Raw genomic sequence first — 19,423 nt, 5'->3', positions numbered from 1 at the left:
GTGTGGATAACTTGGTTGATAAAGTTATTTCAGACCCAATTCTTTACATTTCTCTAAAAGATCTTTCTTGTTTTCAGTATATTAGCTGAATTGCGGCGATCGTAACTCATTGTTTTTTATCAGGTTGAATACTTGCCTTGAATTTGATAAAAGATCGTTAACTTGTTGTTTTTTGATCTTAATCATTTATCGGTACTGTGTTTAACTTTACGTGGGTGTCGGAAGTTTACGAGAGTTCTGAATTTTTTCCACATTGTTAGAATTGAGAACAAGGTCAAACATTGTTCGAAAATTATGTGCAACGAGTTGTGTTGTATGGTGGGTTGTTGGTGTGGATTGGCCTGCCAATCGTTGATGCCTAAGGGGTTAGGCGTCTCTTGGTAGCCCTTTCTCAACGATGCGTATTAGCCTGTGCTTTTTGGTGAGGATTTTGCTGCTATCTTTTTGCACACAACTATTTTTCTGCGTAGAGCTATCTTCTTGCATGCTGCTAGCATTGGGTAACTGTTGTAGTTGTTTATTTAAAGCCCACTCAATATGTACATCCAGCATTTCGTTGTTGCCTCGATGAGATTCCAGTGTTTCAACAATGCGTTGTTGAAATGGCGCATTGCCCATAGCAACAAAGATATTGCGTAACCATTGGGTGTGTCCAATACGTCTTATCGCTGAGCCTTCCATCTTCTTTAGGAAGGTAGCTTCATCCCAACTTGAAAGTGAAACAAGGTTTGCCTCTCGGAAGTCTTCTCTGCGGTGGAAGTCAGTTTGCTCAGTGAGTTCGGCATGGCGGTTCCACGGGCAAACTAACTGACAGTCATCGCAACCGTAAATACGATTACCAATTGCGTCTCTAAACTCTTCCGGGATCACACCATCATATTCAATGGTTAAGTACGAGATACATTTTCGAGCATCCACTACGCCATCAGCAATAATGGCGCCCGTTGGACAAGAGGTGATACATGCGGTGCATTTGCCGCACTCATCGACACTGGGTTCATCTGTTGGAAGAGGAATGTTAACTAACAATTCTCCTAGGAAGAACCAAGAGCCAGCGTCTTTATCAAGAATTAATGAGTGTTTACCTGTCCAGCCCAACCCTGCTTTTTGAGCGAGCGGTCGTTCCAAAATGGGCGCTGAATCCACGAAAGGACGTGAGTCTAAACCTTCGACTTCCTTTTCGATTCTTTGTCCCAGCTTTTTCAACTGGTTGCGGAACAATTTGTGATAATCGCGGCCTAAAGAATAACGGCTGATATAACCTTGAGTGGTATCGCTTAGGTTAGAGGCAAACTGAGCTTCTGGTGGTAGATAGTTCATTCGGGCGCTGATCACTCGAATGGTGCCTGGGTGAAGTTCATTGGGACGAGCACGCATCATCCCATGTCGAGCCATCCAATCCATTTCGCCGTGGTTGCCAGCATCTAGCCATGCTTGAAGAGGGGCTTCATGTTCACTTAAATCAACATCGCAGATGCCAACTTTTTGAAAGCCTAGTTCTTTTCCCCAGATTTTAATTTTTTCAGCAAGATGGTCTAGATTCATGGCTTAATTCTTAATTCTTATTTTCTCTGTTTTACAATTAGAGATAAGGCTAATTAAAATTAGGTTCGGCAAAAATGGGGGCGGATCTTAACGGATCTTAGTGGTATTGACCAGAACAGACGTGTTTTGATCAGTATTTTTCATAGAACTTACACTTGAGTGCTTGTCTCCCAAAAGCATCACGGTTTACTATTCTTGTTCTTTTGATTTTTATATAGTCAACGATCGATTTTTAGAGAACGTATTCATGAGCACGAAACAATTTACTTTGAAAGATGAACAAGCAACGATTCAATTAGGAACGGAGCTTTCTAATCTTTGCTCACAGCAGACAACTATTTATCTGCATGGTGATCTTGGCGCAGGTAAAACGACCTTCAGTCGTGGTTTTGTAAAAGCACTTGGCCATCAAGGAAATGTAAAGAGCCCAACGTATACTCTAGTTGAACCTTATCAACTTGCCGATTGGCAGGTGTACCATTTTGATCTTTATCGCCTAGCCGATCCTGAAGAATTAGAGTTTATGGGGATTCGTGACTACTTCACGCCAGATGCTATCTGTTTGGTTGAATGGCCAGAGAAAGGTTATGGAATGCTACCAGAAGCAGATTTGGATATTGATATTCGTTACCAAGACGATCACCGCATTGTTTCTTTAACCGCTAACAGTGAATACGGACAGCGCTTACTTAGTCAGTTGGAGTTATGTTGATTTCTAGACGCCTTATTTCAGCAGTAGCTATGTTGGCTGCTGTTTTTTCTATACTGTTTTCTTCACTTGTTTCTGCAAACTCACTAAAGAGTTTAAGGGTTTGGCCTTCTCCAGAAGAAACTCGTGTGGTTATCGATTTAAAATCAGAAGCGGATTTCAGCTATTTCACCCTGAGTAGCCCGAGTCGCTTGGTTGTTGATTTAAAAAAGACCAACCTTGCAACTAAGTTACCGGTCGTGGTGAAAGACAGCCCCGTTCTATCTAAGATTCGTAAAAGCTCACCGCCAGACAAAAACACCTATCGCTTGGTTTTTGAGTTAAAGAAGTCGTCTAAAGCAGAGTTGTTTAAACTCAGTCCGACTCCTGGTGGTCAGTACGGACATCGCTTGGTGATCGATTTGCCTCATGGTGCGGCAAGTAAAGGCAAAGCAACATCAACGCCGACTAAGCCAACAGTGAGTAAGAACCTCAATCAAGTTAAGCGTCAGCGTGATGTTCTGATTGTGATTGACCCAGGCCACGGTGGTGAAGACCCTGGTTCCATTGGCCCATCTCGTAAATATGAGAAGAATGCGACTCTTAGTATTTCGAAAAAGATCGCTGCGCAGTTGAATGCAGTTCCGGGAATCAAAACGCGTTTAACACGTAATGCTGATTACTTTGTAAACCTGAACAGACGTGTTGCAATTGCTCGTGAGAACGAAGCACACCTCTTGATCTCTATTCACGCCGATGCCTTTACGACGCCTCAACCAAGAGGTGGTTCGGTGTTCGTGTTGAATACTCGACGGGCAAATACTGAGATTTCCCGTTGGATTGAGAACAAAGAGAAGCAGTCAGAATTGCTGGGCGGCAGCGGTGCTGCGTTTACTGGCAATATTGCAGATAAAAACGTCAACCAAACCCTGCTTGATTTGCAGTTTAGCCACTCTCAAAAAGAGGGCTACAAACTGGCAACGACCATTCTCTCTGAAATGGGTAAGGTCGCAAAACTGCATAACAGTAAGCCGATTAACACCAGCTTGGCAGTGTTACGTTCACCACAAATTCCATCGGTACTTGTAGAAACGGGCTTTATTTCGAATCCGACCGAAGAGAAGCTTCTTTTCCAACGTTCGCATCAAGACAAACTTGCGCGGGCTGTGACCAAAGCGGTCGTTAAATATTTGAAAGCGAATCCACCAGAAGGGATTGTTATTTCTAACGCGGCGGCATCTTCTAACTCTACCAGTCAGCACAAAGTACAGCGTGGTGAATCATTGTCTGTGATTGCGAAGAGGTACGGCTCGTCTACACAAGCATTATTGAAGTTGAATGGTTTGAAGTCGACGAGCTTAGCGGTAGGGCAAATTCTAAAAATTCCAAGCTCGGGTTCACAAGCGGCTACCACAACAAGCCGTAAAACGCTGACACACACGGTTAAGTCTGGAGAGTACTTAGGCAAGATAGCTAGCCGTTACAAAGTATCGGTAGCAAGCATTAAACGTGAGAACCGCTTGAAATCAGAAACCGTGAGAGTAGGCCAAAAGTTACGCATTACGGTTGAAGTAAAAGATATACCTCTACGTAAACATAAAGTCGCAAGAGGTGATTATCTTGGCAAGATTGCTTCGAAATATGGCGTGAGCGTCAACAGTATCCGTCAAGCAAACAAACTACGTTCCGATGAGTTGGCCATTGGCCAAGTGCTGATTATTCCGCACAAATAGTTGGCTAATGTTGAAGTAATGTTTAGAACATAGAAGCAATCTCAAACGCGAGAAGTGCTTCTATAAATGGCAGTAAGGTAGCTATACATATGACGATCAAAATACTGCCAGCTCGGCTAGCTAACCAAATCGCAGCGGGTGAAGTGGTAGAAAGACCTGCTTCTGTTGTGAAAGAGTTGGTTGAGAACAGTTTGGATTCTGGTGCGACACGTATCGATATCGATATCGAGAAAGGTGGCGCTAAGATGATCCGTGTTCGTGACAACGGCAAGGGCATTGTTAAAGATGAGCTTGCCTTGGCATTAAGCCGTCATGCTACCTCTAAAATTCATACTCTTGATGACCTTGAAGCGATCGTCAGCCTAGGTTTCCGAGGTGAAGCTCTGGCGAGTATTAGCTCTGTTGCGCGCCTAACTATGACTTCACGCCCTACGACTCAGGATCAAGCTTGGGCTGCACATAGTGAAGGTCGTGATATGCAGGTGAAACTGCAGCCAGCAGCGCATCCCATTGGCACCTCGGTTGAGGTATTGGATCTGTTCTTCAATACTCCGGCACGACGTAAATTCTTACGCACCGAGAAAACTGAATTCACGCATATCGATGAGCTGCTTAAACGCATTGCATTGAGCCGTTTTGATGTGACGATTAACCTTCGTCATAACGGTAAAATGATTCGTCAGTACCGCGCTGCAAAAACACAAGTTCAAGCCGAAAAGCGCATCGCAGCTGTATGTGGCAATCCTTTTGTTCGCCATATGCTTAAGATCGAACTTGAGCATCAAGGCTTAAAACTTCATGGCTGGATCACCACGCCTGAAGGAGCAAGACAACAAAGCGATCTGCAATACTGTTATGTGAATGGTCGTATGATGCGTGACAAGCTCATCAACCATGCGATTCGTCAAAGCTACGAAACTAGCTTGCGCCCCGACCAATTCGCTACGTATGTGTTGTTCATCGAGCTAGACCCACATCAGGTGGACGTGAATGTTCATCCTGCAAAACATGAAGTGCGTTTTCATCAAGCCCGCCTTGTACACGACTTTATCTACCAAGCCTTGAGTGATGGCTTAGCCCAAAGCAAACAAATTGATGCAGCACCGATCAAGCAGTCTGCGTTTCATCAGTCAGAAGTGATGCATCATCAGCAAGGTAGCTCGAATCCGGGTATCGGAGAGATTGCCAGTTTCTCAGAGCCTGAAAGCATAATGCCGAGCAGTTCAGAACAACCTCAAGTATCTGATAGTGAAAGATATGCTATTGAGCAAACGCCAGCCTACCCAAGAAAAGCCGAATCTGAACAGGTTTATGATAACCCTCAGCACAGCGTTAATGATGGTGGGCAGCGTTATAGCTCACCAGCTAACCGAGGTTCATCGTCTAGCAGAGGCTCGTCGGATCGCGAAACCAGTTTTACAGGCTCGCCTCGCCAAGAGTGGATAGAGTCTCGACCTGAACCTAAAAAAGAAAAAGAGCTGCACCAACATCATGGTGAGCCTGCTCCATCTAAGCGAGAAGTGAAGGCCTATAAAGAGCTTCTGAAAACGCCAGATTTTGATGACCAAGTTGTAGAACCATACTCACCTCACGAGCATGTGGCACCCGTAGAAACCAGAGACAGCATAGAAAATAAAGAAGCTAAGCCTGCTCAACAGAACCCTGTTCATTTAAAGCCAAGAGTACCTGTGACGGACTTAGGCAAAGCAGTCTCGGTAGTGGAACGCCAATATTTGGTAATGGGAAACAAGAACGGCAGTGTGTTGGTTTCTTTGGCTAAGGCTGAGTTATTGCGTGTTGTTGGTCAGCTTGATACGCGTGATGGCGCGTTAAAGAGCCAACCATTATTAGTGCCTTTATCCATCAAATTAGGCGCTGATTTAGTCGATGTCGCTAAGGCGCTAAGTCCAATACTGTCTGTGCTTGGTATCGAGCTTAAAGCTAGGAATAACGAAGCGATAATGGTGATGGGAGTGCCTTCTCCTTTGAGGCAGCAAAACTTACAAATTTTGATCCCAGATCTGTTATCTTACGCGGCTTCAATAAACGCTCAGGCCTCGGAAACTCAAGGCCATAGCTTTTCTAGCGATACGTTACCATTACTGGTTAACTGGATCGGGATTCAGACAGCACAAGTAAAAAACGACTACACTTTATCTGAAGCGGTTCAACTAGTTGGGGAACTTGAGCAACTTTGGCATGGTCTACTTCCATTAGATGATCCCGAATTTGTTAATCCTATCGACTTTTCTGCAACCATCGCTGCTTTTATGGCTTAGTTTTCAGGTGAATTTTCACAGCTGAGTTTTAGATAAATTAAGCTTATTTACGGCTTCGGCTGTTTACGATTTAACTGTTGCGATGAGGCTTTTCTTAGTAGACAAGAGTATCGCGACATGAAGCCTTTTAATTAAGTGCTCTAACAGAGAAATAAATACAAAATATCATGACTGAAAAATTACCTTTAGCGTTGTTTTTAATGGGCCCAACGGCATCAGGAAAAACAGATTTAGCTATCCGCTTGCGTCAGAAATACCCGGTAGAGATCATCAGTGTCGATTCGGCGCTAATCTACAAAGACATGGATATTGGTACTGCTAAGCCGGATGCAGGAGAGCTCGCGCTCGCGCCTCATCGCTTGATTGATATTCTCGATCCAAGCGAAGCGTATTCTGCGGCTGACTTTCGTCGTGATGCGATCAGTGAAATGAATAAGATTGTAGCGGAAGGTAAAATCCCGCTACTTGTTGGTGGCACAATGCTTTACTACAAGGCATTGTTGGAAGGTTTATCGCCACTACCCGCCGCGGATCAAGAGATTCGTAAGCAGATTGAAGCGGAGTCTATTGAACAGGGTTGGCAGGCATTGCATGATCAATTAAGAGAGATAGATCCCGTATCCGCTGAAAGAATACACCCAAATGATCCACAAAGGCTTTCAAGGGCATTGGAAGTTTATCGAATTTCGGGTAAAACATTAACAGAGCTAACTCAAACGAAAGGCGATAGCCTGCCATTTCGTGTAAAACAATTTGCAATAGCTCCCAAGGAAAGGAAAGAACTCCATCGCCGCATTGAGCTGCGTTTCGAGAAGATGATAGAAGCGGGATTTGAAGATGAAATGAAAGCGTTGTACGCCAGAGAGGATCTTCACCCTGAACTACCATCGATCCGATGCGTTGGTTATAGGCAGATGTGGGATTATTTAGATGGGAATTGCGATTTAGACGAAGCGGTTTTCCGTGGTGTCTGCGCAACCCGTCAATTGGCCAAGCGACAAATCACCTGGTTACGCAGTTGGGATGATTTAACTTGGTTGGATAGCGAAAACATTGAACAGGCGTTAGAAACTCTTTCAGATGCAATAGCATCTGATTAGTATTGCTGTGTATAATGTGATCGCTTTTGCGTGAATATACTCTGGAAAGGATCAGTTGTTGAGGCTTTTAAAAATCACAGCCTTTCAATAACAACGGAGTTTTTTTATTCGTTTAGCTCAGATGCAAAGGCCGCACCTTTTTGTGCACCACTAGCTAAATAATTACAACAAAATATAAATAAGGAAAATAAAATGGCTAAGGGGCAATCGCTACAAGACCCATTCCTAAATGCACTCCGTCGTGAGCGCATTCCAGTCTCTATCTATCTTGTTAACGGCATCAAGCTGCAAGGTCAGATCGAGTCTTTCGATCAATTCGTGATCTTATTGAAGAACACAGTAAACCAAATGGTTTACAAGCATGCGATTTCTACTGTGGTTCCTGCTCGTGCAGTGAGTCACCACAGCGGCGAGCAACAACGCGCGCCATCTGATCGTCCTGAGAAGACTGAAGATTAATCGTTCAATTGATACAGCTTGCGCTGTAATAAGGAGTTGGTTGCTTGTTTGACCGTTATGAATCCGGCGAGCGAGCCGTACTTGTTCATATCAACTTCACGCAAGAGGGAGAATGGGAAGACCTGAGCGAATGTGAAATGCTGGTCTCCTCAGCGGGGGTAGAAACGCTACAAGTGATTACTGGTAGCCGACAATCCCCACTCCCTAAATACTACGTTGGAGAAGGTAAAGCCCTAGAAATCGCACAAGCTGTTCAGCTAACCGGTGCTGAAATTGTGATTTTTAACCACTCCCTCTCTCCTGCCCAAGAGCGAAACCTCGAGCAATTGTGTAAATGTCGTGTGATTGATCGCACGGGTTTGATCTTAGATATCTTTGCACAACGTGCGCGAACTCATGAAGGTAAGCTACAAGTTGAGCTCGCTCAGCTTCGTCATATCTCTACTCGATTGATTCGTGGTTGGACTCACCTTGAAAGGCAGAAAGGTGGTATTGGTCTTCGTGGTCCAGGTGAAACTCAACTGGAAACCGATCGACGTTTGTTGCGTGACCGTATAAAGGCAATATTACGTCGTTTAGCGAAAGTCGCTAAGCAGCGTGAACAAGGACGACGTGCTCGTAATCGAGCTGAAATCCCAACAATTTCTTTGGTTGGTTATACCAACGCGGGGAAATCAACACTTTTCAATCGCATCACAAGTGCTGGTGTTTATGCGGCAGACCAACTGTTTGCAACCTTAGACCCAACACTACGTAAGATTGATTTGGCAGATGTCGGGCCTGCAATTCTCGCAGATACCGTAGGTTTTATCCGCCATCTACCACACGACTTGGTCGCTGCGTTCAAGGCTACGTTACAAGAGACGCAGGAAGCTGACATTTTGTTACATGTTGTTGATGCCAGTGATGACCGCTTTCGTGAGAACATTCAGGCTGTTCATGAAGTATTAGAAGAAATCGATGCTCATGAAGTGCCAACCCTTGTAGTCATGAACAAAATTGACTGCATGGAAGACCAAAAACCTCGAATTGAAAGAGACGAAGAGGGCGCACCTCGCGCTGTTTGGGTTTCTGCAATGGAAGGAGAAGGCATTGAACTGCTGTTTGAAGCTTTAACTGAGCGTTTAGCAAGTCAAATGGTTCAATTCCGATTGTGTATTCCACATCAACATCAGGGCCGTATTCGTAGCTTATTCTTTGAGATGAAATGTATTCAACAAGAAGAGTATGATGAAAATGGTAACTTGTTGATAGGTATCCGAATGCAACAAATAGATTGGTCTAAACTTGAAAAAAGAGAAGGGGCGCTCTTAGGTGGCTTTATCGTTACCAAAGAGACTGCTACAGTATAACGTCATATCAAATGATGGAGCTTTCTAATGGCGTGGAATGAGCCTGGAAATAACAACAACGGCGATAATAACGGCCGCGATAACGACCCTTGGGGTAAGAACAATAATCGCGGCGGCCGAGATCAAGGACCGCCAGACTTAGACGAAGTGTTTAGTAAACTAAGTCAAAAGTTAGGTGGCAAGTTTGGTAAAAAAGGTGGCAACGGTAACGGGCCATCTATTGGTGGTGGCGGTGCGATTGGCTTTGGTGTCATTGCTGTCATTGCGATTGCTATCTGGTTCTTCGCTGGTTTCTATACCGTTGGCGAAGCAGAAAGAGCAGTAGTACTTCGACTGGGTCAGTTCGACCGTATCGAGGAACCTGGTCTTAACTGGCACCCACGCTTTATCGATGAAATCAAAGATGAGCAACTGGTAAACGTTCAAGCGATTCGTTCTCTACGTGCTGCTGGCACCATGCTAACGAAAGATGAAAACGTTGTGACCGTTGAAATGGGTGTTCAATACCGTGTTTCTGACCCATACAAATACTTGTATCGTGTAACGAATGCAGACGACAGTTTACGCCAAGCAACCGATTCTGCGCTTCGTGCGGTAATTGGTGACTCACTAATGGATAGTATCTTGACAAGTGGTCGTCAGCAGATTCGTCAAAGCACTCAAGAAACGTTGAACCGTATTATTGATAGCTACGACATGGGTATTCTGATTGTTGACGTGAACTTCCAGTCAGCACGTCCACCTGAGCAAGTGAAAGATGCATTTGATGATGCTATCGCGGCTCGTGAGGATGAAGAGCGTTTCGAGCGTGAAGCTGAAGCTTACCGAAATGATATTCTTCCAAAAGCAACAGGTCGTGCTGAGCGTTTGAAGAAAGAAGCGGTGGGTTACTCAGAGCGCACAGTTAATGGTGCTCTAGGTCAAGTAGCTCAGTTCGAGAAACTGCTACCTGAATACCAAGCAGCTCCTGAAGTAACACGTAACCGTATGTACCTTGATACAATGGAAAAAGTGTACTCAAGCACATCGAAAGTCCTGATTGATTCTGAATCAAGCGGTAACTTGCTATACCTACCAATTGATAAGCTAGGCGCACAAGGTGGTTCTCAGTCGGGCACTCGCCCTGCAAAAACATCATCAACTTACGATCAAATTGAGTTAGAAACTCAAGCCGATCCAAAGTCTAGCACTCAAACTCGTTCAGACAGTTCACGTCAAGGGAGATACTAATAATGCGTAAATTAATGATCCCTGTATTAGTTGTGACGATTGCCCTTCTATTGATGTCACTATTTGTGATTCAAGAAGGCGAACGTGGCATGGTAATTCGTTTTGGTCGAGTTCTCGATGACAACGGCGTATCACGAATCTATGAACCAGGCTTGCACTTTAAACTGCCGATGTTTGATCGCGTAAAAGTACTTGATGCTCGTATTCAAACGATGGATGGTCGTTCTGACCGTTTCGTAACATCAGAGAAAAAAGACGTTCTAATTGATACTTACGCAAAATGGCGTATTGCTGATTTTGGACGTTTTTATCTGAGTACCGGCGGCGGCAATATCATGACGGCAGAAGCACTTCTTGAGCGTAAAGTGACAGATGTTCTTCGTTCTGAAATTGGTTCTCGTGAAATTAAGCAGATCGTGTCAGGCCCTCGTAATAAGGACATCCTGCCAGACTCTGCTGATAGCGAAGTTGTCACAACGGTAGCGGCTGCAGAAGCACTAGAAGTTGATGGCGAACGCGATAAGATCATGGAAAACGTTTTGTCTGGAACGGCAGAAAGTGCGATGGCTGATTTAGGTGTTGAAGTTGTTGATTTCCGAATGAAGAAGATTAACCTTCCTGACGAAATCAGTGAATCTATCTACCGCCGTATGCGTGCAGAACGTGAGTCGGTTGCTCGTAGACACCGTTCACAAGGTCGTGAGAAAGCAGAAGTTATCCGTGCTCAAGCTGAGCTAGAAGTCGCGACTGTTCTTGCTGAAGCTGACCGTACTGCTCGAGTGACTCGTGGTGATGCTGATGCAGAAGCAGCGAAGATCTACTCTGATGCATTTAGCAAAGACCCTGAGTTCTATGGCTTCATGCGTTCACTGCAAGCTTATGAGACATCATTTAGCGATAAGAGCGACATTCTAGTACTGGATCCGAAGACTGACTTCTTCCAATACATGAATCAAGCAAGCGGTGCTCCAGCAAAATAAGCTGATTCGTTAATTCATTAAATTAGCGAAGTACCTAAAAATCAAAAGGCTCCCATAATGGGAGCCTTTTTGTTTTCTATTCGTTGAAGACTGCAGGTTGACCATTGAATCTTCGAGGGAAGTCGTAGTGACAGCTCCGTACTTTGAGAAAACCTAGCGGTAGGTCATGAAAGCGATAACGGCACCAGCCACCACAAGACAACCGCCAATACGGCGCAGTTGGGTGTCTGGTTGCTCGCTCAGTTGCGCGACCATGTTTCTCCAGCCATTAGGTGCAATCAAGGGGCCGAGCCCTTCAGCGATAAGAACGAGCCCAATAGCGAGCCAAATTGATTGAGACATGGTTCTGCCTTTTGTCTATAAAATGCAATGATATCAGCATCTTTACACATTCGCCCTCAGTTATCTCTGGTTTATTTTTGTACAGCGTTAACGTTTATGAACAAAAAGTGACTGCAAGAAGTGTGATTCAGTGCTAGAATCCATTTTTAATTAGCAACAGAAATTGGAAAGATGGGAAATAACGTAGTCGTTCTAGGCACCCAATGGGGTGATGAAGGTAAAGGTAAAATCGTTGACCTTTTAACTGAAGATGCAAAATACGTGGTTCGCTACCAAGGCGGTCACAATGCAGGTCACACACTTGTAATTGACGGTGAAAAAACCGTTCTTCACTTAATTCCATCAGGCATCCTACGCAATAACGTTAAATGTGTTATTGGTAACGGTGTTGTATTATCGCCTGACGCACTTCTTAAAGAGATGAAGCCTCTTGAAGAACGCGGTATCCCAGTGCGTGAGCGTCTTTTCATCTCTGAAGCTTGTCCTCTAATTCTTCCGTACCATATTGCTATCGACAACGCGCGTGAAATCGCTCGTGGCGCTAAAGCTATCGGTACAACAGGTCGTGGTATCGGTCCTGCTTACGAAGATAAAGTTGCTCGTCGCGGTCTACGCGTTGGCGACCTTTTCGATAAAGAAGCATTTGCTGAGAAGCTAAAAGAAGTTATGGAATTCCACAACTTCCAACTAGAGCACTTCTACAAAGCTGAAACAGTAAGCTACGAAGAAGTACTTGAGCAAGCGATGAGCTACGCAGACATGTTAACTGCGATGGTTATCGACGTAACTGACGAACTAGACGCAGCACGTAAGCGCGGCGACAAGATCATGTTTGAAGGTGCTCAAGGTACGCTACTAGATATCGACCACGGTACTTACCCATACGTAACGTCTTCTAACACGACTGCTGGTGGTGTTGCTGCAGGTTCTGGTTTCGGTCCTCGTCACATCGGTTACATCCTTGGTATTACTAAGGCTTACTGTACTCGTGTTGGTTCAGGTCCATTCCCAACTGAGCTATACGATGGCCTTGAGAAGCAAGACCCAGTCGGTAAGCACCTAGGCGATGTTGGTCACGAGTTTGGCGCAACTACTGGTCGTCTACGTCGTACAGGTTGGTTCGATGCTGTTGCTATGCGTCGTGCAATCCAAATCAACTCTCTATCTGGTATGTGTCTAACTAAACTAGACGTTCTAGATGGCCTAGAAGAACTAAAAATCTGTACTGGTTACAAGATGAAAGATGGTTCTATCCTAGAAGTTTCTCCAATGGCTGCTGAGTCATTCGAAGAAGCGACGCCAATCTACGAAACAATGCCTGGTTGGTCTGAAAACACATTTGGTGCTAAATCTATCGACGCGCTTCCACAAGCTGCTCTAGATTACATCAAGCGTATCGAAGACCTAACTGGCGTTCCAATTGATATCGTATCAACTGGCCCAGATCGTAACGAAACTATCATCAAGGTTCACCCATACGGCGCATAATGCCCAGTTGAGTGATTACCACAGCACGAAGCGTACTGAGGTAATTAAAGTACTTTGATAATGAAATAGTTTTCTAAAAGCCGACTTTGTTAAGTCGGCTTTTTAATACCTGCAATTTGAAAACTAAGCCGCTCGTGATGATCTTTTGAACGCCATATGGCAAAATATTGCCCATTAGCGGCAAGTTTTGTCTAAAGCCGTCAAGGTTATTGCCGATACAGATATCATGGAAAGTGAAGTTCACCCTATTTTGGTGCGTGCAGAAATCGTCTGCTGCCCTCAATAGATAGCTTTAACGACAGATAATAGAGTGCAGGTATGAAGCTACGAATTGTAGCAGCTTCATTGATAGTGGCGCTGAGCTCACCCTTGAGTCATGCAGATTTGGCTGATGTGGGAGAGCCCGTTCCAATATATACAGAAGCTGAACTGATTAATTTAATCGAGAATAATCAACACCTAGAGCGAGTGAAAGCTGATAAGTGCCAGTTAGTTGAAGATATCGTTGCTCGTGCAACACGTATTAGCTTGCCTTCTTATGAGTTTTTATACGGTGATATGTTGGCTTGGGGTGTGTGTGTTCCGCAAGATGTAGAGCTTGGCCTTTACTATATGGAAAACGCGGCACATCAAGGTTTACCAGCGGCACTCGAGCAGTTAGGACGTTATTATTCTCTTGGCACTTTGGTGCAACAAGATAAAGAGCGCGCGATTCCGTATCTCCGAGAAGCAGCTTCAATGGGTAACTTAAGTGCAAGTATCCACTTAGCGGAACTCTTGCTACGTGATTACGGTAGCCCGTTAGATTATGAAGATGCTTATCGCTGGTTATACAACTCGGTGACAGCGGATCAAAGGCAACATAAGCGTATAACTGTGCTTCGAAGCGGTTTGGAGCGGAGAATGCCAGACAACATTATCGCTCGAGCAAAACGTCGAGACGTGTTCTGGTAATTACAATTATTAATTAAGGTTGATGATTAACGACTGCACTCGTTAACCATCAGTCTTGAACTAGAAATATATCGATATAAAAAGGCCTCATAGGTAAATACCTATGAGGCCTTTTTTGATCTGAACGGAAAACCGTTTATTTCATTCGATGACGTTACTGAACAACTTCACCAGATTCAATTACCGTCTTACGAACGACTTTGGTGAAATCGAGTGCTTCTTGGCGAATTTGATCTTCATCGACCGTTAGCATGTCGCGATCTTGCATGATGATCTTGCCATCAACGATGGTGTGACGAACGTTCCCCGAGTTAGCTGAGTAAACTAATGCAGAGTATGGGTTGTACACAGGAACCATGTTTGGAGCCTTGGTGTCGATCACTATGATGTCGGCTAGCTTGCCAGCTTCAAGAGAGCCGATCTTATCTTCCATGTGTAGTGCTTTTGCTGCGCCCATTGTTGCCATGTCGATCACTTTGATCGGCGGCATTGCAGCACGATCTTTATTCACCAATTTGTGAACCTTAGCGACTTGGTTGAACTCATCAATGGTGCTCAATGTGTTACCTGACATTGGGCCATCAGTACCTAAACCGATACGTACATTTTCGTCATACATCTTAAGCGCAGGTGACACGCCTTTTGCTGACTTGATGTTGGCACTCATGTTGTGAGCCACGCCCATATCTGATTTTTTCACTAGCTCGATATCATGATCGTCTACTAGGATCATGTGTGCGCCAACTAAGTTTTTGTTTAGTGCACCAATGCTGTCCATGTATTGAACCGGAGATAAACCTTCAGCTCGTTTTGCAATTTTTTCTTCTTCACGATGAGATTCAGCTAAGTGAATCATTACTGGAACATCAAGTTCTAGAGAAAGCTTTGCTACTTTTTGAAGGACTTCGGTTGTGTTTGTGTAAGGGGCGTGAGGAGCAAATGCAGGCGTAATACGCGGGTGATCTTTATATTCTTCAATGAAGTTTAAAGCGTATTTAATACCTTCTTCCGCGTTTGCTGCATCTGCCACTGGGAATTTGATTACTGTTTCGCCTAATACTGCGCGCATACCAATTTTATCAACAGTTTTAGCGACTTCGTCTTCAAAGTAGTACATATCAGCGTAAGTAGTTACGCCACCTTTTACCATTTCAACGTTACCAAGGTTGGCGCCTATACGAACCATATCGCGAGATACTAACTTAGCTTCAAGTGGGAAGATGTAGCGGTGCAAGCGATCAGGCACATCATCGGCCAACGAACGGAAAACCGTCATGGATACATGAGTATGAGTATTGATGAGACCTGGCATTACGATATCGCCATCAACGTCTAGCACTTGTTTAGCTTGGTACTGCTTCTCTAGTGAAGCATCGCCAACCGCAATGATTTTGTTGTCTTTGACCACAACAGTGCCGCTCTCGTAAACCGTTTTTTCTTGGTTCATGGTTAGAACCATGGCATCGGTTATCATCAGGTCAGCTTTTTCCATTGCTGAACTCGCAAATGGAAATAGAGCTAGGCTTGCCATCGCTGAAGCCAATAGGGTGCGTTTTAGTTTCATATCAATACTCAGAACAGGTGTTGTTAAAGTGTGTGGATAATAGTGTATTTCATTCATGGCGCAAACGTTTGTTTTATCGTTTGCTTGAAATTTTGATGATAGTCCGCGTCTATGAAGTGATGTTTCACAAAGTGAAGATATGTATCAATCTTAGGTTATTTTAGGCTTTTCCAAAGCATATCTGTAGCTTACCTCTAGCATCAGATATACTAGGGGTAATATACCTTCCTTGCTTAAGCAGGCCCGCCTATGTCAAAAAACACACCAATGTCAGAAAACACGACAGCGACAACCACTGTTGATCCTTTTGCCGACCGAGAGTCGAAAAATTACGAAAACCCAGTACCAAGCCGTGAGTTCATTATTTCGTTTCTAACAGACGCGAATATTCCTATGAACCGCAACGATCTATTCGAAGCTTTGGGTTTGGCTGGAGAGGAACAATATGAAGGGCTGCGTCGTCGTTTACGTGCAATGGAACGTGATGGACAGCTTATCTTTACCCGTCGTCAGTGTTACGCATTGCCTGAGAAGATGGAATTGATTAAAGGCTTTGTGATTGGTCATAAAGATGGTCATGGTTGGGTACGCCCAGACGGCAGTGTGGGTAAAGACAATGATATCGTGCTGCCGCATCATCAGATGAAAACCATCATGCACGGTGATTACGTATTGGTTCAGCCTACTGACAACAGTAAGCGTGGCCGTCGTGAAGGCCGTTTGGTTCGTGTGCTTGAAGAGCGTAAAACGCCACTTGTTGGTCGCTTCTTCCTAGAGTACGGCCATTCTTATGTGGTTGCTGATGATTCGCGTATTAGTCACGACATCCAGATCCCAACTGAGCATAAAGGCGGTGCTCGAATGGGTAATGTGGTTGTGATTGAAATTACGGACCGTGGTGGTCGTTCTCGTAACATGATGGGTAAAGTGACCGAAGTTCTTGGTGAGAATATGGCTCCGGGTATGGAAACGCAGATCGCGATCCGTACTCACCAGATCCCACAAGAGTGGCCTGAAGCCGTAGATAAGCAAATCGAAAATCTTGGTGAGCATGTTCCTGAAGAAGCAAAAGAAGGACGTGTTGATCTGCGTAAATTGCCATTGGTGACTATCGATGGTGAAGATGCGCGTGACTTCGATGATGCGGTTTACTGTGAAGCGAAGAAAGGCGGCGGCTGGCGCCTGTGGGTAGCGATTGCTGACGTAAGTTACTACGTTCGCCCAGAGACAGCGCTAGACAAAGAAGCGATTAACCGTGGTAACTCGGTATACTTCCCGTCACAAGTTGTCCCAATGCTGCCAGAAGTCCTTTCAAATGGTTTGTGTTCATTGAACCCTCAAGTCGACCGTTTGTGTATGGTGTGTGAGATGACTATCTCAGACAAAGGTAAACTGTCAGGCTACAAGCACTATGAAGCAGTCATGAATTCTCATGCTCGTCTTACTTATAACAAAGTAGGCGCGATCTTAGATGGCAATGAAGAGTTACGTGAACGTTACGAACCAGAAGTACCACATCTTGAAGAGCTTCATAAGATGTATAAGGTGCTTAAGAAAACGCGTGACGAACGTGGTGCGATTGAATTTGAAACGGTAGAAACTAAGTTTATCTTCAATGCGGATCGTAAGATCGACCGTATTGAGCCAGTAATCCGTAACGATGCACATAAGATCATCGAAGAATGTATGATTCTTGCGAATATCGCATCGGCATCTTACGTAGAAAAAGCAAAAGAGCCTGCGCTGTACCGTGTTCACGATACTCCGGGTGAAGAGCGCTTAATGGGCTTTAAGAGTTTCTTAAGTGAATTAGGTTTAACGCTGGAAGGTGGCCTGTCGCCATCTCCGGTAGATTATGCACAACTGATGCAGCAGATTAACGAACGTGAAGATCGTGAATTAATCCAAACTATGCTGCTGCGCTCAATGAAGCAAGCGGTATACAACGCGGATAACGCGGGTCACTTTGGTCTAGCTCTTAAGCGCTATGCTCACTTTACCTCGCCAATTCGTCGTTACCCAGATTTACTATTGCACCGTGCAATTAAGTACCTTATTGCGAAAGAAGAAGGTCGTAACAGCGAGCGTTGGACGCCAACCGGTGGTTACCACTACACTTTCGATGATATGGACTTCTACGGCGAACAGTGTTCAATGACTGAGCGTCGTGCTGATGATGCTACGCGTGAAGTGAACGACTGGCTGAAGTGTGAGTACATGCAAGACCATGTTGGCGAAGTGATGGATGGCGTGATTGCCAACGTGACTGGCTTCGGTTTCTTTGTGCGTCTAACGGAACTGCACATCGATGGTCTGGTACATATTTCTGCGCTAGCGAATGATTACTACCAATTTGATGCTGTTGGTCAGCGTCTAGTGGGTGAAAGCTCAGGTAATATCTACCGCTTGGGTGATTCGGTTAAAGTGAAGGTTTCTGCGGTTAACTTAGAAACTCGTCAAATCGATTTTGATTTAGAAGACACCGATCGTCAGCCGCGTGGTAAAGGTAAAACAGCCAAGAAGCGTGCTGCTGAAGCGATGAAAAAGGCGAAAAGCAAGAAGCGTTCAGCGGTGAAGAGCAATAAGCCGGGTGTACCTGCAACGCCTTTAGTTGAACCAACTAAGCGACCTGATGGAAGTAGCGAAAGTTCATCTAAGAAGAAAAAGCCAGCGAATAAAACTGGTGCTGCTAAAGCTCGTGCGAAGAAAAAGCGCGCAGCAAGCCGTAAGCCAAAGGCTGATAAGTCTTAAGCTATCGTCATTACAGTGACGAGTAGCGCTTAAACGTCTAACGAATTTAAATGCGAGAGTATCAGGCGGAAGATGCATGCTCTCGAAATAAACAATACAGAGATGGGTGCATCGGGTTTGATGACATTCACCTCTGAGCAATAAGAGTAACCAGAGACAATGAGTAACGAATTTATTTACGGTATTCACGCGGTGAAAGCCGTACTAGAAAAAGATCCAGCTCGTTTTATCGAAGCGTATGTACTGAAAGGTCGTCAAGACGATCGCCTGCTTCCATTACTGAATCAATTGCAGCAATTTGGTGTATCGATTCAACAAATGGGTCGTAAGCCGCTTGATGAAAAAGCACAAGGTGCGAATCACCAAGGTCTTATTGCTAAGGTGAAGCCTGCTAAGCAGCTTAATGAAACTCACCTAGATGATATCCTTGCGCAGCACGAACAGCCTCTGCTGTTGGTTCTAGACGGCGTAACAGACCCTCACAACCTAGGTGCTTGTCTGCGTAATGCGGATGCCGCGGGTGTTGCTGCTGTTATCGTACCGAAAGACCGCTCTTCGCCGCTAACAGCAACGGTAAGCAAGGTAGCGTGTGGTGCGGCTGAGACCGTTCCTCTAGTACGTGTAACCAACCTAGCTCGTACAATGCGTGCACTGCAAGAACAGGGTGTATGGTTTGTGGGTACCGCAGGTGAAGCAACGCATGATATCTACCAAGCGAAGTTAACAGGCCCTCTTGCTGTAGTTATGGGTGCTGAAGGTGACGGTATGCGTCGTCTAACGCGTGAAACCTGTGATGATCTGATTAAGATTCCAATGGCAGGTAGCGTGTCGAGCCTGAACGTTTCAGTAGCATCGGGCATCTGTCTGTTCGAAGCGGTACGCCAACGTTTAGCTCAGTAAACCTAGGTTCAGCAACATTTGACTCAGTTACGCTTGGTTTAGTTGTGTGTCTCTATGT

15 protein-coding genes are annotated in these 19,423 nt (G+C 44.8%); 12 read left to right on the top strand and 3 right to left on the bottom strand.

The window, feature by feature from the left end; translation table 11 throughout:
- Window positions 1–366: 366 nt before the first annotated feature.
- Complete coding sequence (queG, locus tag AB4496_RS04470; protein ID WP_009847877.1) at window positions 367–1,545, bottom strand: tRNA epoxyqueuosine(34) reductase QueG; 1,179 nt, start codon at window positions 1,543–1,545, stop codon at window positions 367–369.
- Between the two features lie 247 nt (window positions 1,546–1,792).
- Here queG and tsaE point away from each other — a divergent pair, with 247 nt between their 5' ends.
- The 8 genes from tsaE (at window position 1,793) to hflC (ending at window position 11,366) form a co-directional block, all read left to right on the top strand.
- The gene (gene tsaE, locus AB4496_RS04465; protein WP_004735870.1) at window positions 1,793–2,257 is read left to right on the top strand and encodes a tRNA (adenosine(37)-N6)-threonylcarbamoyltransferase complex ATPase subunit type 1 TsaE; all 465 of its coding nucleotides are present in this window, start codon (window positions 1,793–1,795) and stop codon (window positions 2,255–2,257) included.
- Window positions 2,251–3,966 carry an N-acetylmuramoyl-L-alanine amidase gene (locus AB4496_RS04460; protein ID WP_017101857.1) on the top strand — a complete coding sequence of 572 codons (1,716 nt, stop codon included), beginning with the start codon at window positions 2,251–2,253 and terminating at the stop codon, window positions 3,964–3,966. Before tsaE ends, AB4496_RS04460 begins: the two co-directional genes overlap by 7 nt.
- Before the next feature lie 89 nt (window positions 3,967–4,055).
- Window positions 4,056–6,245, top strand: a complete 2,190-nt coding sequence (gene mutL / locus AB4496_RS04455; protein ID WP_102258452.1) for a DNA mismatch repair endonuclease MutL — start codon at window positions 4,056–4,058, stop codon at window positions 6,243–6,245.
- A gap of 167 nt (window positions 6,246–6,412) precedes the next feature.
- Entirely contained in the window at window positions 6,413–7,345 is a 933-nt protein-coding gene (miaA, locus tag AB4496_RS04450; protein WP_009847880.1) for a tRNA (adenosine(37)-N6)-dimethylallyltransferase MiaA, read from the top strand.
- Between the two features lie 192 nt (window positions 7,346–7,537).
- Window positions 7,538–7,804 carry an RNA chaperone Hfq gene (gene hfq / locus AB4496_RS04445; RefSeq protein WP_004735866.1) on the top strand — a complete coding sequence of 89 codons (267 nt, stop codon included), beginning with the start codon at window positions 7,538–7,540 and terminating at the stop codon, window positions 7,802–7,804.
- 44 nt (window positions 7,805–7,848) lie between these two features.
- Window positions 7,849–9,156 (top strand): ribosome rescue GTPase HflX, encoded by a 1,308-nt coding sequence (gene hflX / locus AB4496_RS04440; protein ID WP_017101855.1) that lies wholly within the window; start codon window positions 7,849–7,851, stop codon window positions 9,154–9,156.
- A gap of 27 nt (window positions 9,157–9,183) precedes the next feature.
- A complete protein-coding gene (gene hflK / locus AB4496_RS04435) occupies window positions 9,184–10,386 on the top strand; it encodes an FtsH protease activity modulator HflK (RefSeq protein WP_009847882.1) in 1,203 nt (400 codons plus the stop codon).
- A 2-nt stretch (window positions 10,387–10,388) separates the two neighbouring features.
- Entirely contained in the window at window positions 10,389–11,366 is a 978-nt protein-coding gene (gene hflC / locus AB4496_RS04430; RefSeq protein WP_009847883.1) for a protease modulator HflC, read from the top strand.
- Window positions 11,367–11,519: 153 nt separating this feature from the next.
- On the opposite strand, the gene AB4496_RS04425 is transcribed toward hflC, so the two are convergent.
- A complete protein-coding gene (locus AB4496_RS04425) occupies window positions 11,520–11,708 on the bottom strand; it encodes a DUF2065 domain-containing protein (RefSeq protein WP_009847884.1) in 189 nt (62 codons plus the stop codon).
- A 171-nt stretch (window positions 11,709–11,879) separates the two neighbouring features.
- On the opposite strand from AB4496_RS04425, the gene AB4496_RS04420 reads away from it, so the two are divergent.
- Window positions 11,880–13,196 carry an adenylosuccinate synthase gene (locus AB4496_RS04420; protein ID WP_009847885.1) on the top strand — a complete coding sequence of 439 codons (1,317 nt, stop codon included), beginning with the start codon at window positions 11,880–11,882 and terminating at the stop codon, window positions 13,194–13,196.
- A gap of 318 nt (window positions 13,197–13,514) precedes the next feature.
- On the top strand, window positions 13,515–14,150 hold the full coding sequence (motX, locus tag AB4496_RS04415) for a flagellar protein MotX (protein WP_009847886.1): 636 nt from the start codon (window positions 13,515–13,517) through the stop codon (window positions 14,148–14,150).
- 154 nt (window positions 14,151–14,304) lie between these two features.
- On the opposite strand, the gene AB4496_RS04410 is transcribed toward motX, so the two are convergent.
- Window positions 14,305–15,714 carry an amidohydrolase gene (locus AB4496_RS04410; RefSeq protein WP_009847887.1) on the bottom strand — a complete coding sequence of 470 codons (1,410 nt, stop codon included), beginning with the start codon at window positions 15,712–15,714 and terminating at the stop codon, window positions 14,305–14,307.
- A 249-nt stretch (window positions 15,715–15,963) separates the two neighbouring features.
- Between AB4496_RS04410 and rnr the strand changes: the two genes are divergently transcribed.
- Window positions 15,964–18,465 (top strand): ribonuclease R, encoded by a 2,502-nt coding sequence (gene rnr / locus AB4496_RS04405; protein ID WP_009847888.1) that lies wholly within the window; start codon window positions 15,964–15,966, stop codon window positions 18,463–18,465.
- A 159-nt stretch (window positions 18,466–18,624) separates the two neighbouring features.
- Window positions 18,625–19,365 carry a 23S rRNA (guanosine(2251)-2'-O)-methyltransferase RlmB gene (gene rlmB, locus AB4496_RS04400; RefSeq protein ID WP_009847889.1) on the top strand — a complete coding sequence of 247 codons (741 nt, stop codon included), beginning with the start codon at window positions 18,625–18,627 and terminating at the stop codon, window positions 19,363–19,365.
- The last annotated feature ends 58 nt before the right edge of the window (window positions 19,366–19,423 follow it).

It is taken from the genome of Vibrio sp. 10N.222.46.A1, from assembly GCF_041473595.1.
In the GTDB taxonomy this organism is placed as follows: Bacteria; Pseudomonadota; Gammaproteobacteria; order Enterobacterales; family Vibrionaceae; genus Vibrio; species Vibrio tasmaniensis_A.
The sequence above is the reverse complement of the archived record's forward strand: the minus strand, read 5'-3'. Positions and strand labels throughout refer to the sequence as shown.

Excerpts from the sequence above, each read along its gene's own strand:
- hflC (WP_009847883.1), top strand. The coding sequence starts at position 10,389 with ATGCGTAAATTAATGATCCCTGTATTAGTTGTGACGATTGCCCTTCTA.
- AB4496_RS04460 (WP_017101857.1), top strand. The coding sequence starts at position 2,251 with ATGTTGATTTCTAGACGCCTTATTTCAGCAGTAGCTATGTTGGCTGCT.
- AB4496_RS04420 (WP_009847885.1), top strand. The coding sequence starts at position 11,880 with ATGGGAAATAACGTAGTCGTTCTAGGCACCCAATGGGGTGATGAAGGT.
- AB4496_RS04410 (WP_009847887.1), bottom strand. The coding sequence starts at position 15,714 with ATGAAACTAAAACGCACCCTATTGGCTTCAGCGATGGCAAGCCTAGCT.
- mutL (WP_102258452.1), top strand. The coding sequence starts at position 4,056 with ATGACGATCAAAATACTGCCAGCTCGGCTAGCTAACCAAATCGCAGCG.
- rnr (WP_009847888.1), top strand. The coding sequence starts at position 15,964 with ATGTCAAAAAACACACCAATGTCAGAAAACACGACAGCGACAACCACT.
- rlmB (WP_009847889.1), top strand. The coding sequence starts at position 18,625 with ATGAGTAACGAATTTATTTACGGTATTCACGCGGTGAAAGCCGTACTA.
- miaA (WP_009847880.1), top strand. The coding sequence starts at position 6,413 with ATGACTGAAAAATTACCTTTAGCGTTGTTTTTAATGGGCCCAACGGCA.
- tsaE (WP_004735870.1), top strand. The coding sequence starts at position 1,793 with ATGAGCACGAAACAATTTACTTTGAAAGATGAACAAGCAACGATTCAA.
- motX (WP_009847886.1), top strand. The coding sequence starts at position 13,515 with ATGAAGCTACGAATTGTAGCAGCTTCATTGATAGTGGCGCTGAGCTCA.
- hfq (WP_004735866.1), top strand. The coding sequence starts at position 7,538 with ATGGCTAAGGGGCAATCGCTACAAGACCCATTCCTAAATGCACTCCGT.
- queG (WP_009847877.1), bottom strand. The coding sequence starts at position 1,545 with ATGAATCTAGACCATCTTGCTGAAAAAATTAAAATCTGGGGAAAAGAA.
- hflK (WP_009847882.1), top strand. The coding sequence starts at position 9,184 with ATGGCGTGGAATGAGCCTGGAAATAACAACAACGGCGATAATAACGGC.
- AB4496_RS04425 (WP_009847884.1), bottom strand. The coding sequence starts at position 11,708 with ATGTCTCAATCAATTTGGCTCGCTATTGGGCTCGTTCTTATCGCTGAA.